Origin of the sequence: Erythrobacter mangrovi, assembly GCF_013260645.1 — a bacterium.
GTDB classification, from domain to species: Bacteria; Pseudomonadota; Alphaproteobacteria; order Sphingomonadales; family Sphingomonadaceae; genus Qipengyuania; species Qipengyuania mangrovi.
The window spans coordinates 2,804,349-2,817,226 of sequence record NZ_CP053921.1; the positions used below are offsets into that span (position 1 = coordinate 2,804,349).

Consider the following 12,878-nt stretch of genomic DNA (forward strand, 5'->3'; position numbering starts at 1 on the left):
CCGTTCCTGGTGCTCGATTCGCGCCGGGTCGCGCTGGTGGGCGAAACCGACCACGGCTCGCCGGGCGCCTTTCGCGCCATGCTGCGCGATTTTCCCGGGCTCGAGCAACTCGACATGGTCGAATGCCCGGGCACGCGCGATGATGTGGCCAACATGAAGCTGGGGCGGATGATCCGCACGGCGGGGATGGTGACGCATGTCCCCTCGATCGGCTCGGTCCGTTCGGGCGCTGTTGAACTGTTTCTTGCCGGGATCGAACGCGACATCGCGGATGGCGCCGAGTTCGCGGTGCATAGCTGGATCGACGACTATGGCCGCGAAGCTGCCGACTACGCCGCCGACGCACCGGAGAATCGCAAGTACATCGACTATTATCGCGAGATGGGGATGAGCACCGAACAGGCACGAGCCTTCTACGATTTCACCAATTCGGTACCCCATCGCTCGGCCCTGTGGTTGGGCGCGCGCGATATGCGTCGCTGGGTGCGCCCGGCATTCCCTGCGTTCGGTGAACGCCGCCCCGTTTCGCGCACGATCGCTCCATCACGAGCGGTCCGCGAAGAGGTGAAGCCGGCTGCGCAAGCCGCCCCTAAACTGGCCTATGCCGACATGACTTTCTCTTGACGGCAAGCGCGCGCTTCCTTATGCGCGCGCCATTCAAGCGGTCACCCCGCCAGGGTGGCCCTTTTTGTTGGTGGCGCATTCCGCTACCGGAACCGGAAATTTTTGAAGGACACTTCCGATGAAGCGGACTTTCCAGCCCTCGAACCTCGTGCGCGCCCGTCGCCACGGTTTCTTCGCGCGCAAGGCGACCCCAGGTGGCCGCAAGGTGCTTCGCGCTCGTCGCGCCCGCGGTCGCAAGAACCTCTGCGCGTGATCTGATCCGCTGCGCCTCGGCGTAGCGAATCACATCGACGACAGCATGCGGGCTCCCCTCGGGGGGCCCGTTCGCGTATGTAAGCCCGATGAAGCGCGACCTCCAGGTGATCCGCAAGCGGAGCGATTTCCTCGCCGCGAATCGCGGGTTGAGGATCGCACGCCCGGGCTTCGTCCTACTCGCCCGCCCCAATGACGGGCACGGCAAGCGCTATGGCATCACGGTCACCAAGAAGATCGGCAACGCCGTGGTCCGCAACCGGATGAAGCGCCGCTTTCGCGAACTGCTGTGGGACGCCCTGCCCGATCAAGGGATGCCCGATCACGATCACATATTGATCGGCCGCGAGGGCGGAGTGGAACGCGATTTCGCCCTTTTGCGCGACGAACTGGCCGCCGCGCTGGCCCGCGCTGCCGAGGGCAAGGGCGACCGGTCACGCCCACCACGCAAACCCCGGAGCCCGCGCGCATGAAATACATATTCATCTTCATCGCCCGTGCCTGGCAGTGGGGACCGAGCCGGATCCTGCCGCCATCCTGCCGCTATGCGCCCTCGTGCAGTCAGTATGCCATCGAGGCGCTTGGCAAATATGGTGCGATCAAGGGTGGATGGCTGGCGACTAAGCGTATAATGCGCTGCCACCCATGGGGCGGCCATGGCTACGACCCGGTGCCATAACAGCACTGTCTTGACTGGCTAAAACACCTCCCCACATTCTGAACTTCGACTGATTACGACAGGACCGACCTTGCAGAACCAGCGTAACCTGATCCTGGCCATCGCGCTTTCCTTCCTGCTGCTCATCGGCTGGGACTATGCGATGCAATATTTCTACCCACAGCCGGAATCGGCCACGGTGGAGAGCCAGCAGGACCCCACTCGCGCCGCCGAGGCCCAGGCACAGAAGACCCAACATTCGCGTACCGGCGGGCTGGTGGACCCGATGGCGCAGGCGCTGGAGAAGACCGAGCTTAAGGCCGCGCTCGCCTCGCCTGAGCGGGTGCAGATCGACGCCCCGCGCGTCGCCGGCTCGATCAACCTGAGGGGCGGCGTGGTCGACGACGTGGTGCTCAAGGACCATCGCGAAACGGTCGACAAGGATAGCGGCCCGGTCCGCATCTTCTCGCCCAACGGTACCGAAGCCCAGTATTTCGCGCAGTTCGGCTGGGTCGGTTCGAACCTCAAGGTTCCCGGCCCGCAGACGCTGTGGCAGGCCGACCGCACGACCCTGACGCCGGCAAACCCGGTCACGCTGCGCTGGGATAATGGCGAAGGCCTGACCTATTCGATCCGCTACAGCATCGACGACGACTACATGATCACCGCCGAGCAGGCGGTGGCGAACACGGGCCCCAACCCTGTGGTGGTGCAGCCCTTTGGCCTTATCAACCGCACCAGCAAGACCGCGAGCCAGGACCTATGGGCCGCACATTCCGGACCGATGGGTGTGTTTGGCGAGATCGCTGATTACGACATCGACTACTCGACGCTTGACGAAGACATGAAGGTTACACCTGAGGGTCGCACAGACTGGGCTGGTTTCGCAGACATATACTGGCTCTCTGCCTTGGTGCCCCAGGATGACAGCGCACCTGAGACTACCTTCCGCGCGATGGGCAACGAGATCTACCGTGTCGACATGATCTATGAACCCAAGACGGTGGAGGCGGGCCAGCGCTTGGCCAACACCTCACGCCTCTATGCGGGGGCCAAGGAAAGCGTGACGCTCGACCGGTATCAGGATGCGGGGATCGAGAAGTTCGGATTCGCCATCGAATGGGGCTGGTTCCGCTGGTTCGAGAAGCCAATGCTGTGGCTGCTGCGCCAGCTGTTCGATGCGGTTGGCAATTTCGGTATCGCCATCATGCTGCTGACACTGATCGTGCGCGGGATCATGTTCCCGATCGCGCAAAAGGGCTTCGCCAGCATGGCCGCGATGAAAGCCATTCAGCCGAAGATGAAGGAAATCCAGGAGAAATACGCCGACGACAAGCCCAAGCAGCAGCAGGAGATCATGGAGCTCTACAAGCGCGAGAAGGTCAATCCGCTCGCCGGCTGCCTGCCCATGTTGCTGCAGATCCCGGTGTTCTTCGCACTCTACAAGGTGCTGATCCTGGCGATTGAGATGCGCCATCAGAAGTTCCTCTGGATCAGCGACCTTTCGGCCCCCGATCCGGCGAACCTTGCCGCGCTGCTCTCACTGGGCGGGATTACCGTGCCCACCTGGCTGATGTTCATCTTCGGCCTCGGCGTGCTTGGCGTGCTGCTTGGCGTGACGATGTGGCTGACCTTCAGGCTCAATCCCACCGCGATGGACCCGGTCCAGCAGCAGATCTTCAACATCATGCCCTGGGTGCTGATGTTCGCGATGGCACCCTTTGCCGCGGGCCTGCTGCTCTACTGGGTGACCTCCAACGTCCTGACGCTGGCGCAGCAGAAGTATCTCTACTCGAAGCACCCGCAACTGACGGCCGCGGCGCAGGCCGATAAGGCCAAGGCAGCGGGATGACCGAAGAGGAGCTCCTTACGCTCGAGCAGAGGGCGAACAAGCTGTTCTCGGGCCGGGTGGAATTCCTCCTTTCGGCGCCCCAGCTCAAGTTCCTGCCCGAACCCGACGTGCCCGAGATCGCTTTCTGCGGTCGCTCGAATGTCGGCAAGAGCACGCTCCTGAACGCGCTCACCGGGCGCAAGGCGATCGCCCGCGCCTCGGTCACGCCAGGGCGCACGCAGGAACTGAACTTCTTCGAGGTGGGCGAGCCGACGCTGTTCCGCCTGGTCGATATGCCCGGCTATGGTTTTGCCAAGGCACCGGTGAAGGTCGTCGAGAAGTGGAAGCAGCTCGTGCGCACCTATCTGCGCGGCCGCCCGGTGCTGGCCCGCACGCTGGTGCTGGTCGATGCGCGCCATGGCCCCAAGGAGGTCGACCGCGAGATGATGAAAATGCTCGACGAGGCGGCGGTCGGCTATCGCGTGGTCCTGACCAAGGCCGACAAGATCAAGGCGAGCGAGCTCGAGAAGGTCGTGGCCGAAACCCAGACCGAGGCGAGGAAGCATATTGCCGCCTATCCGGACATCCACGTGACCAGCGCGGAAAAGGGCATGGGCATAGGCGCGCTTCGCGCAGCGGTGCTGGCCGACGCGGGGGTTTGACCGCTAGGCCACCAAGAACGCATCCTCGTTGGACAACTCCGCTGCGGCAGCGAAGTGGCCGATCATCGCCAACTCCCCACTGTGGGCTAGCCAAACGGCGTGAGGGCGACGGACATCATGACCTGGCCGAACGGGCCGTTGCGATCGAGCAGAATGCCCGAGCCTAGGCCGATCCCGTTGGGCATCCATGTGGTGCGCGAGCGGATGCCGATATCGGGACCTTGCGGGAAATGCGTGACGGCAATCTGGAGGTTCACGTTCGGATCCGCGAGCCTGGGCTGGGAGGGGCGTCCGATGCCGTGCGTCCAATCGGCGGGTCCAAGGATCCGCGCGAGCGGCCTCACGCCTTCGACGATATCCTCGGTGTAGCGGAACCACGCGATCCCGTCGTCGGACCTGCGCGTCTCGAAATTGTCCATCATCCATGGGCCTCCGTGGGGCGCTTTGCGCCTTGGAAGGACGGGCAGGGCGCCGGGATCCAAAGGCATTCGCGGTGCCGGTTCGATAGAACCGATCTCTGTCGTCGCGATGAACACCACCGACGCGCGCGCCGATACATTGCCATTGTCGATGACAGTGCCTGAAAGCACGCTGACGCGGCGGCCTTTTCGGATCACATCGCATGTGGTCAGCAGTGCCCCAGAGCCGGTCGGACGGAGAAACTCGACCGATACCGAGACGGGAAGGCCGAGTCCCTGTTTCTCAGCCTCGGTTTCCAACTCGTGCACCAGCAGCCCGGCGACGGCACCGCCCTGGAGCCCGGCAAAGGGCCCCATCGCCGATGGTGTGCTTTCCCATGAACCATCTTCACGTCTTACAAATGCGGGCATGTCGCCAGAACTCCTCTAAAGCAGTCCTTGGTAGGCATCCCAGATCGACGGGCCTAATGAGTTCGCTTCAAGATTAGTGAAAGAAGTTCATCGATGGCGAAGAGGATCGATCTCCCTTCCATGCCCGCACTGCAAGCGTTCGAGCGAGCTGCGGCACGGTCCTCCTTTGCCGATGCGGCGCGCGATCTCGGTCGGACGCCCTCGGCGGTTTCACACGCGATCAAGGACATGGAGACCCGCCTTGGGGTCACATTATTTGAACGCGTGGGACGAACAGTCCGCGTCACCCAGGCCGGAGCAGCCTATCTTGAAGTGGTGGAGGCCGCGCTCTCGAGCCTCAGGGCGGCGACCCAGCGGATCGCCCGGAGCGAGGAGCGCAATGTGATCCGGATCAGCGCGCTGCCGTTCTTTACCAGCGCCGTATTGCTCCCCAACCTGCCGCGGTTCGAGGCGGCGCATCCGCACTATGACCTGCGCATCGAGACCACCAACGCCTATGCCGATGTGTTGAATGGCGAGGTCGACATCGCGCTTCGTTTCGGTGAGGAGCGTAGCGAGAATCTGATCTGCAAACCGCTGATCTCGGTCTGCGGCCAGCCCGTTGCATCGCCCAGCTACCTGCGTTCCGCTCCGCCGATTAGAGAGCCCTCGGACTTGCAGCAGCACACCCTGATCCATGTCCGATCCAATGTGCAGGCCTGGGATGAATGGTATCGCGCAATGGGTGGCGATCGGCTTGGCTCGACCAGGAATCTAAGCTTCGATTCGATCCTGGGAGCCCTGGACGCAGCGACGAAAGGGCTCGGTATCGCACTCGGCATGTACCCGCTGATCGGCGCTCACAGTGGATATGGCGAGGATCTGGTTCCTGTACTGGGGCCGGCCGTGGCGTGGTCCACACGATACAACTTCATCTGCCAGCGAACAGCTTTGGAGAGCCGCAAGATCCAGGCGACGCTGAAGTGGTTGGAGGATTCGCTCGCAGCCTTCGTCTAGCGGGGGCGCGAGGAATGTCCGCAGTCGGGCCCCTAGCAGAATTGCCGCCCTTGGTTTCCGGAGTTCACCGTCAAAGGTCTGATTATGGGCGGCTAGCTGACCTTAGGTTTCGAGCCAACCTGGTTCGCCGCCTGCCCTTATTCGTTCGATGCGGCGACGGAGCTTGCTTCGATAGGCTTCGGTGTAATTCAAATTGAGTATTTCGCCTTGAAACAGGATGAAATTGGGACGCTCTGCGTCACGCAATTGTCGCATCTGTACCTCAATTGCTCTCCGCCAGATTTCTTCCGATGCCCATTTGCTCATACGAACAACCTATTGATTTTGACTACGTCCGCAATCGGGTCGTCAGCAGAATGTCTGCAAGTATTAGATGACGACCCCAAGCAGGCTATGTGGCAAACAGCATGTCGTCGCTGGCGAAGGCCTTCATCTCCAGCGCATTGCCGCTGGGATCGCGGAAGAACATCGTTGCCTGTTCGCCGGGCTGGCCCTTGAAGCGGATCGTCGGCTCGATTGCGAATTCCACCCCGGCAGCGCGCAGGCGATCCGCCAGCTCCTGCCAGTCCTCCATCCGCAGCACGATGCCGAAGTGGGGCACGGGGACACCGTGGCCATCGACATGGTTGTTCGCCCGGTCGCCCGCCTTGCCCGGGGCGAGATGCGCCACGATCTGGTGGCCGTAGAAATCGAAATCGATCCACTCGTCCGAACTGCGTCCTTCGGCACAGCCCATCGCCCCGCGATAGAAGGCGCGCGCGGCGGCGAGGTCGTCAACGGGAAAGGCGAGGTGGAACGGGCGCAGGCTCATGCCCGCCTTCTATCGCCGCGCATGGCATTTTCCTACAGGCGATCCGGCGTGCCAGCCTGCCGGCATGCTGCCCCAAATCACGCCAGAAAACGCTCGCGCCATCGTGGCGGAATACATTTCAGAACTGTGTTCCATGTGTTCCACCGTTCAGCGTCGACACCGCCGCGATGAACGCCTAACCCCCGACTCGCAGCAGGAAAGGCACCGCATGAAGCTGATCATCGGCAACAAGAACTATTCGAGCTGGTCACTGCGCGGCTGGCTGGCGGCCAAGCAGTCGGGCCTCCACTTCGAGGAAATCGTGGTGCCGCTGTTCGGGGAGAATTGGGAAGCCGACAAGCAGAGCGGGCAGATCCGCCCCTCTTCGGGCAAGGTCCCGCTGCTGTGGGATGGCGATGCAGTGGTGTGGGACAGCCTCGCCATCCTTGACTATCTCGCCGACAAGGTCGGGCGGGACCGCTTCTGGCCCAAGGACGAGGCTGCGCGGGGCATGGCCCGATCGATGGTTGCCGAAATGCACTCATCCTTCCAGGCCCTGCGCGGCGAATGCCCGATGAACGTGCGCAAGCGCTTCGACGGGTTCGAGCCGAGCGAGGCCTGCACCGCCGATATCCTGCGCATCCTTGGCCTATGGGCTGAAGCACGCAGCCGCTTCGGCAGTGGCGGGCCGTTCCTGTTCGGCACCTTCGGCGCGGCGGATGTGTTCTTTGCTCCGGTGGTCAGCCGCTTCATCAGCTACCAGATACCGGTCCCGGGATTTGCCGTGGCCTATATGCAGGCGCTGTGGGAGCACGAATGGATGCAGGCGTGGATCGCTGCCTCGGAGGACGAGGAATGGGTGATCGAGCAGTATGAGACCGTCGGCTGACGGGCTCGCGGGCTCCTCATGGTATCCGGCTGGTTGGGTAGCGTGTGCCGTCCTTGTGGGCATAGCCATCGGGGTCGAAGACCATGTCGATATCGGGATATTCGCCTGAATCCCGATCCTTGTCGCCGGCGCTGATGGCGACGAAGACACACGGTTTGCTTGAGCGGTTGTGGAGGCGGTGACCGTTTTCGACACCAGCGGCCCAGGCCAGCACGTCACCCGGGCGGACCACGGTTTCACCTTCGTCCTCGATCAGTACGGCCTCGCCTTCGAGCATGACCAGCAGTTCATCCTCGAGCCGATGCCAGTGGCGCTGCGAAGAATAGGCACCGGGTTCGAGCAGGACGTGGCTCGCGCCCATCTGGGTGAGGCCTGCCACCGGGGCGAGTCGACGGTACCAGCGCCCCTGGACCTCGGCGTCGAAGGGGGCGGGGTAGCCGGTGGCATTGGTGCGGGGGATGGCGTCGAGATCGAGCTTGGGCATGGGTGGGGTCTCCTGCTAGCGAGTGTCTCATGACCGAAGTACTCGACCTCGCCAAGCGCCTGATTGCCGCGCCCAGCGTGACCCCTGCGACCGGCGAGGTGTTCGATGAACTCGAAGCGATGCTCGCGCCGCTGGGCTTTGCGGTCCACCGCTTTCGTGCCGGTCATGCACCCGAAGGACCGGTCGAAAACCTCTTCGCTATCCGGCCAGGCCCGGCTGGCTCGAAACATTTCGCCTTTGCTGGCCACCTCGATGTGGTGCCACCGGGTGAAGGCTGGACCAGCGGCGCCTTCGAGCCGAAGGTTCGGTCCGTGCCGGGGGGCGACCTGCTCTACGGTCGTGGTGCGGTCGATATGAAGGGTTCGATCGCCTGCATGGTCGATGCGGTAGCCGGTATCGCGACCGATGCCGGTACGATCAGCTTCATCATCACCGGTGACGAGGAAGGGCCGGCGATCTTCGGCACCCGCGCGCTGATCGACCATATGCGCGAGACGGGGCATCAGCCCGACCTGTGTCTCGTCGGTGAACCGACCAGCGTTCATCGGTTGGGCGACATGATGAAGATCGGGCGTCGCGGTTCGCTCAATATCTGGCTCGAGGTCGAGGGGAAGGAAGGCCACGTCGCCTATCCGCACCTCGCCGACAATCCGATCCCGAAACTGGTCGCTATGCTCGCGGAGCTCGATGCGTTGGTGCTCGATGAAGGCAGTGACTGGTTCCAACCCTCGAATCTCGAGATCACCGACATCGAGGTCGGCAATCCCGCGACGAACGTGATCCCGCACCGGGCAACCGCGCGGCTCTCGATCCGTTTCAACGATCACCATACCGGGGCCGAACTCTCCGAGCGCGTGATCGAGATCGCGACCCGCCATGGCGGCGCGGCACGCCCGGTGATTTCGGGCGAGCCCTTCCTGACCCCGCCGGGACAGTTCAGCGACATCGTGGCTGCAGCAGTGGCTGCAGAGACCGGGCTCAATCCGGAACCCTCCACCACCGGCGGCACCTCGGATGCGCGCTTCCTGCGGGCAGTCTGCCCGGTGATCGAATTCGGCCTGTGCAACGCCACGATGCACAAGCGTGACGAAGCGGTGGCGGTGGAGGATCTTGCGGTCCTTACCCGGATATATCGCCGGATTGCGATGGCAGCCCTGGCATCTTGACCTATCGACCAGTCATTGCGAGCGTAGTGATGCAGCCCATGGACCCGCACCGTGAGTTGCCGCGTCGCCTGCGACTCCTCGCAATGACGATCACCTTTGGGGGAGTACTGACTTGCTGACGACCTGGTTCAAGATTCCGCTGTGGCGGCGCGTCGTCGCCGCTCTCGTCCTTGGCATCGCCACCGGATGGTTCTGGGGCCCCGAGGCGGAAAGCATCAAGTGGATCGGCGATTTCTTCATCAAGTCGATCAAGATGCTGGTGGTCCCGCTGATCTTCTTCAGCCTGGTTTCGGGCGTTGCTGCCATCGGTGATCTCAGGAAGCTTGGCGCGGTCGGCGGGCGCGCCATGCTGCTGTTCGTCGTCACCGGACAGATCGCCGTGTGGCTGGGCCTTGGGCTCGGCACGCTCTTCCAGCCGGGTAGCGGCGTCGACACCTCCGCCATCGCCAAGGGCGCAACGCCCGAGCCCAATCCGACCACCGCGGTCGATATGATCCTCTCGATCATTCCCGAGAGCCCGGTCAGGGTAATGGCCGATGTTGCGGTGCTGCCGCTCATCGTCTTCTCGCTGCTGGTCGGCATCGGCATCCTCATGGCCAAGGAAGAGGGGGAGCCGGTCCAGAAGGTTTTCGATAGCGGCGCGGTCATCATGCAGAAGGTCACCATGCTGGTCATGGAGCTGACCCCCTTCGGCGTCTTCGCGCTGATGGCCTGGGTGGCCGGGACGCTGGGGCTCGATGCACTATCTGCGCTCGCACAGCTGGTCGCGCTTAACTATTTCGGCTGCCTGCTGATTATCTTCGTGATGTACTCGGCGATGATCAAATTCCTCGCCAAGCTGCCGGTCGGTGATTTCTTCCGCGGGATTATCGACGCGATGGCGGTGAGCTATTCGACCGCCAGCTCCAACGCGACATTGCCCGTCACGCTGCGCTGCGCCGAACGCAACCTTGGCGTGTCGAACTCGGTCGCGAGCTTTGTGATCAGCCTCGGCGCGACGATCAACATGAACGGGACCGCGATGTATCTCGGCCTCGCCACCCTGTTCGGGGCGCAGGTGTTCGGGGTGGACCTGTCGATGGGTGATTATTTCCTCATCTCGATCCTCGCCACGCTGGGTGCGGTCGGTGCGGCGGGCATCCCGGGCGCGGGCCTGATCATGATGGCGCTGGTCTTCGGTGCGGTCGGCGTGCCGCTGGAAACCATCGCCTTCGTCGCCGGTGTCGATCGGATCATGGACATGATGCGCACCACCACCAACGTCAGCGGCGATGCTGCAGTGGCGACTACGGTGGCGGTGATGACCGGTGAGATCGACCGTGCCGCGATGGTGTCGGCGGACGATGTCTGAAGCCGTCCTTTAGGGATTCTCGACGCTGGCAGGCGAAGGCGCGCTTTTTGGGTTGGCGATGTTCTGCCTCAAAGATGAACTCGCCTACCGCCCCTTCGGCTTTTCCAGCACCTTCTTCTTGTAGCTGCACAGGTCCGCGACTTTGCAGCGCCAGCATTCGGGTGTTCGCGCCTTGCAGACATAGCGACCGTGCAGGATCAACCAATGATGCGCACCTAGCCGGAAGGGCTGGGGTACGCGCTTCTCGAGCTTCGCCTCGACCTGTTCTGGCGTCTTGCCCTTGGCGAGGCCGGTGCGGTTCCCAACGCGCAGGATATGGGTGTCGACCGCAAAGGTTTCCTGTCCGAACCAGCAATTGAGCACCACATTGGCGGTCTTGCGCCCCACGCCGGGCAGGCGGACGAGGTCTTCACGCGTATCCGGCACCTCGCCGTCATACTCGTCAATCAGCAATTGTGAGAGCGCGATGACGTTCTTTGCCTTGGAGTTGAACAGGCCAATCGTCTTGATGTGCTCCTTGAGCCCGTCTTCGCCCAGCTCGAGCATCTGCTGGGGAGTCTTGACCTCGCGAAACAGCGCGCGCGTTGCCTTGTTCACGCCGACGTCGGTCGCCTGCGCCGACAGGGCAACCGCTACAACCAACTGGTAGGCATTGCCATATTCCAGCTCGGTCTCGGGCGAAGGATTGTCCTCCGCCAGGCGGCGGAAGAACTCGAATATCTGGTCTCTGGTCATGGATGTGGTTTGTTCGCCCGTTCCAATGCCGCGATCTTGGCTTCGACTTCCTCGTCAACCTCGTCGAGGCGGGCAAGGTGCCTGCGCATATCTTCGATCTTCTGGTCGCGGCGACGCTGCATCGCTTCAGAGAAGGCAGCGGCAATGATACCGGTCGGCATGGCGACAAAGGCGACGCCCGCAAGCGCCATGATGCTGGCGAAGACCTTGCCCAGGCCGGTGACCGGGTAGACGTCACCATAGCCCACCGTGGTGAAGGTCATTACCGCCCACCACAGCGAACGTGGAATCGAGCCGAAGGCCTCGGGATGGATGTGCCCTTCGGTCATATAGAGCGCGGTCGCGCCGAGCAGGATGAAGACGAAGGCCAATGCAGCCGTGACGATCAGATCGTCGACGCGGTTCGCGACGGCCGCCCAGACTTCGGTAATCGCCCTGGAAAAACGCCCGAACTTCATCACCGCGACCACGCGCAGCAGTCGCACAGTACGCAGCATGGCCGCATCGGCGGTGACCAGCGGTACCAGGGTGGAAATCACCACGATCAAATCGATCAATCCGATCGGCGAGCGGATGAAACGCCAACGCTTTGACCAGGAGGATTCTTCGCCGGGCTCCTCCGCCGCGGCATAGATGCGGGCGATGTATTCGAGCAGGAAGATCACGCCGAAGACCAATTCGCCGATCACGAGCACGTTGTGCCAGCCTTTCGGAATGGTCGGTTCAGTCGACAATGCGGCGGAAGCCACTGCAAGGATGATCGTAACGATCAGCAGGCGGTTGAGGACGGTGAGGTGGCCGTCGAGCTCCGCGCCGACGAACAGCTGGTGATGCAAGGTGCTGCGCAGTCCCGCCATGGCCTCCCCCGTCTCGAGCTAAAGCTCGAGCACATCCTCCATCGTGTAGCGGCGCGCGGGCTTGCCGATCAACCACTCGGCGGCACGGATCGCCCCGCGCGCGAAAATACTGCGGTCCTCGGCGCTATGCGCAAGTACCAGCCGCTCCTGTTCGCCGGCGAGGATCACGCTGTGTTCGCCCGCAACCGTGCCGCCGCGCAGCGAAGCAAAGCCGATCGTGCCCGGGCGGCGCGCGCCGGTGTGCCCGTCGCGCCCGCTCTCGCGGTTCGCGGCCAGTTCGATCCCGCGACCCTGCGCCGCTGCCTCGCCAAGCAGTAGCGCGGTCCCGCTAGGGGCATCGACCTTGCGGCGGTGGTGCATCTCGACGATCTCAATGTCCCAGTCCGGTCCCAGTCGGGCGGCAGCTTCGCGTACCAGGTGGGCAAGCAGGGTGACCCCCAGCGAGGTATTGCCGGTTTGCAGGATTGGCACCACGCGCGCTGCATTGTCGATCGCGGTGTGGTGCGTGGCGTCGAGACCCGTGGTGCCGATCACGAGCGGAATGCCCGCCCCGATTGCTGCGTGGAGGTTGGCTTCGAGCGCTTGCGGTGAAGAGAAATCGACCAGCACGTCGCTTTCATCGGCCAGGCCGGCAGGATCGCCGCCCTTGTCTACGCCGCCCGACAGTGCGTGGCCGCCCGCCGCGATTACGCTGGCGAGGGCATGGCCCATTGCCCCTTCGCTGCCGATTATTCCGATACGCGCCATTGCCAC

At 63.1% G+C, this 12,878-nt stretch carries 17 protein-coding genes; 10 read left to right on the plus strand and 7 right to left on the minus strand.

Annotation, left to right across the window (positions count from 1 at the left end):
• Positions 1 to 9 precede the first annotated feature (9 nt).
• From HQR01_RS13960 to yihA, 6 genes are all read left to right on the plus strand, one after another.
• Positions 10 to 624, plus strand: coding sequence for an alpha/beta hydrolase (locus tag HQR01_RS13960; protein WP_173215584.1), 615 nt, complete (start codon positions 10 to 12; stop codon positions 622 to 624).
• Positions 625 to 742: 118 nt separating this feature from the next.
• Positions 743 to 877, plus strand: a complete 135-nt coding sequence (gene rpmH / locus HQR01_RS13965; protein WP_006833929.1) for a 50S ribosomal protein L34 — start codon at positions 743 to 745, stop codon at positions 875 to 877.
• An 88-nt stretch (positions 878 to 965) separates the two neighbouring features.
• The gene (gene rnpA, locus HQR01_RS13970; protein ID WP_173215586.1) at positions 966 to 1,349 is read left to right on the plus strand and encodes a ribonuclease P protein component; all 384 of its coding nucleotides are present in this window, start codon (positions 966 to 968) and stop codon (positions 1,347 to 1,349) included.
• A complete protein-coding gene (gene yidD / locus HQR01_RS13975) occupies positions 1,346 to 1,555 on the plus strand; it encodes a membrane protein insertion efficiency factor YidD (RefSeq protein ID WP_173215588.1) in 210 nt (69 codons plus the stop codon). The genes rnpA and yidD overlap by 4 nt, the downstream gene beginning before the upstream one ends.
• Before the next feature lie 70 nt (positions 1,556 to 1,625).
• Positions 1,626 to 3,386: a membrane protein insertase YidC gene (gene yidC / locus HQR01_RS13980; RefSeq protein ID WP_173215590.1), complete on the plus strand. Its 1,761-nt coding sequence runs from the start codon at positions 1,626 to 1,628 to the stop codon at positions 3,384 to 3,386.
• The gene (gene yihA / locus HQR01_RS13985) at positions 3,383 to 4,027 is read left to right on the plus strand and encodes a ribosome biogenesis GTP-binding protein YihA/YsxC (RefSeq protein WP_173215592.1); all 645 of its coding nucleotides are present in this window, start codon (positions 3,383 to 3,385) and stop codon (positions 4,025 to 4,027) included. Before yidC ends, yihA begins: the two co-directional genes overlap by 4 nt.
• Before the next feature lie 86 nt (positions 4,028 to 4,113).
• On the opposite strand, the gene HQR01_RS13990 is transcribed toward yihA, so the two are convergent.
• Entirely contained in the window at positions 4,114 to 4,857 is a 744-nt protein-coding gene (locus HQR01_RS13990; RefSeq protein WP_173215594.1) for a thioesterase family protein, read from the minus strand.
• 120 nt (positions 4,858 to 4,977) lie between these two features.
• Between HQR01_RS13990 and HQR01_RS13995 the strand changes: the two genes are divergently transcribed.
• A complete protein-coding gene (locus HQR01_RS13995) occupies positions 4,978 to 5,853 on the plus strand; it encodes a LysR substrate-binding domain-containing protein (RefSeq protein WP_173215596.1) in 876 nt (291 codons plus the stop codon).
• A gap of 102 nt (positions 5,854 to 5,955) precedes the next feature.
• Here HQR01_RS13995 and HQR01_RS14000 read toward each other — a convergent pair whose 3' ends face one another.
• Both HQR01_RS14000 and HQR01_RS14005 read right to left on the minus strand, forming a co-directional pair.
• On the minus strand, positions 5,956 to 6,159 hold the full coding sequence (locus HQR01_RS14000; RefSeq protein WP_173215598.1) for a hypothetical protein: 204 nt from the start codon (positions 6,157 to 6,159) through the stop codon (positions 5,956 to 5,958).
• Between the two features lie 85 nt (positions 6,160 to 6,244).
• Positions 6,245 to 6,664: a VOC family protein gene (locus HQR01_RS14005; protein WP_173215600.1), complete on the minus strand. Its 420-nt coding sequence runs from the start codon at positions 6,662 to 6,664 to the stop codon at positions 6,245 to 6,247.
• Between the two features lie 208 nt (positions 6,665 to 6,872).
• Between HQR01_RS14005 and HQR01_RS14010 the strand changes: the two genes are divergently transcribed.
• On the plus strand, positions 6,873 to 7,532 hold the full coding sequence (locus tag HQR01_RS14010) for a glutathione S-transferase family protein (protein ID WP_173215602.1): 660 nt from the start codon (positions 6,873 to 6,875) through the stop codon (positions 7,530 to 7,532).
• Positions 7,533 to 7,548: 16 nt separating this feature from the next.
• On the opposite strand, the gene HQR01_RS14015 is transcribed toward HQR01_RS14010, so the two are convergent.
• A complete protein-coding gene (locus tag HQR01_RS14015) occupies positions 7,549 to 8,016 on the minus strand; it encodes a cupin domain-containing protein (protein ID WP_173215604.1) in 468 nt (155 codons plus the stop codon).
• Between the two features lie 29 nt (positions 8,017 to 8,045).
• Between HQR01_RS14015 and dapE the strand changes: the two genes are divergently transcribed.
• Positions 8,046 to 9,182: a succinyl-diaminopimelate desuccinylase gene (gene dapE / locus HQR01_RS14020; RefSeq protein ID WP_173215606.1), complete on the plus strand. Its 1,137-nt coding sequence runs from the start codon at positions 8,046 to 8,048 to the stop codon at positions 9,180 to 9,182.
• 112 nt (positions 9,183 to 9,294) lie between these two features.
• Positions 9,295 to 10,533: a dicarboxylate/amino acid:cation symporter gene (locus HQR01_RS14025; RefSeq protein ID WP_173215608.1), complete on the plus strand. Its 1,239-nt coding sequence runs from the start codon at positions 9,295 to 9,297 to the stop codon at positions 10,531 to 10,533.
• A gap of 84 nt (positions 10,534 to 10,617) precedes the next feature.
• Here the strand turns inward: HQR01_RS14025 and nth are convergent, their stop codons facing one another.
• The 3 genes from nth to dapB are packed head-to-tail and all read right to left on the minus strand — an operon-like array spanning position 10,618 to position 12,872.
• A complete protein-coding gene (gene nth / locus HQR01_RS14030; RefSeq protein ID WP_173215610.1) occupies positions 10,618 to 11,268 on the minus strand; it encodes an endonuclease III in 651 nt (216 codons plus the stop codon).
• Entirely contained in the window at positions 11,265 to 12,125 is an 861-nt protein-coding gene (locus HQR01_RS14035; RefSeq protein WP_173215612.1) for an ion transporter, read from the minus strand. The genes nth and HQR01_RS14035 overlap by 4 nt, the downstream gene beginning before the upstream one ends.
• Before the next feature lie 18 nt (positions 12,126 to 12,143).
• Positions 12,144 to 12,872: a 4-hydroxy-tetrahydrodipicolinate reductase gene (gene dapB / locus HQR01_RS14040; RefSeq protein WP_173215614.1), complete on the minus strand. Its 729-nt coding sequence runs from the start codon at positions 12,870 to 12,872 to the stop codon at positions 12,144 to 12,146.
• Between the last annotated feature and the right edge of the window lie 6 nt (positions 12,873 to 12,878).

Excerpts from the sequence above, each read along its gene's own strand:
- rpmH (WP_006833929.1), top strand. The coding sequence starts at position 743 with ATGAAGCGGACTTTCCAGCCCTCGAACCTCGTGCGCGCCCGTCGCCAC.
- rnpA (WP_173215586.1), top strand. The coding sequence starts at position 966 with ATGAAGCGCGACCTCCAGGTGATCCGCAAGCGGAGCGATTTCCTCGCC.
- yidD (WP_173215588.1), top strand. The coding sequence starts at position 1,346 with ATGAAATACATATTCATCTTCATCGCCCGTGCCTGGCAGTGGGGACCG.
- yihA (WP_173215592.1), top strand. The coding sequence starts at position 3,383 with ATGACCGAAGAGGAGCTCCTTACGCTCGAGCAGAGGGCGAACAAGCTG.
- HQR01_RS13990 (WP_173215594.1), bottom strand. The coding sequence starts at position 4,857 with ATGCCCGCATTTGTAAGACGTGAAGATGGTTCATGGGAAAGCACACCA.
- HQR01_RS13995 (WP_173215596.1), top strand. The coding sequence starts at position 4,978 with ATGCCCGCACTGCAAGCGTTCGAGCGAGCTGCGGCACGGTCCTCCTTT.
- HQR01_RS14000 (WP_173215598.1), bottom strand. The coding sequence starts at position 6,159 with ATGAGCAAATGGGCATCGGAAGAAATCTGGCGGAGAGCAATTGAGGTA.
- HQR01_RS14005 (WP_173215600.1), bottom strand. The coding sequence starts at position 6,664 with ATGAGCCTGCGCCCGTTCCACCTCGCCTTTCCCGTTGACGACCTCGCC.
- HQR01_RS14010 (WP_173215602.1), top strand. The coding sequence starts at position 6,873 with ATGAAGCTGATCATCGGCAACAAGAACTATTCGAGCTGGTCACTGCGC.
- HQR01_RS14015 (WP_173215604.1), bottom strand. The coding sequence starts at position 8,016 with ATGCCCAAGCTCGATCTCGACGCCATCCCCCGCACCAATGCCACCGGC.
- dapE (WP_173215606.1), top strand. The coding sequence starts at position 8,046 with ATGACCGAAGTACTCGACCTCGCCAAGCGCCTGATTGCCGCGCCCAGC.
- nth (WP_173215610.1), bottom strand. The coding sequence starts at position 11,268 with ATGACCAGAGACCAGATATTCGAGTTCTTCCGCCGCCTGGCGGAGGAC.
- HQR01_RS14035 (WP_173215612.1), bottom strand. The coding sequence starts at position 12,125 with ATGGCGGGACTGCGCAGCACCTTGCATCACCAGCTGTTCGTCGGCGCG.
- dapB (WP_173215614.1), bottom strand. The coding sequence starts at position 12,872 with ATGGCGCGTATCGGAATAATCGGCAGCGAAGGGGCAATGGGCCATGCC.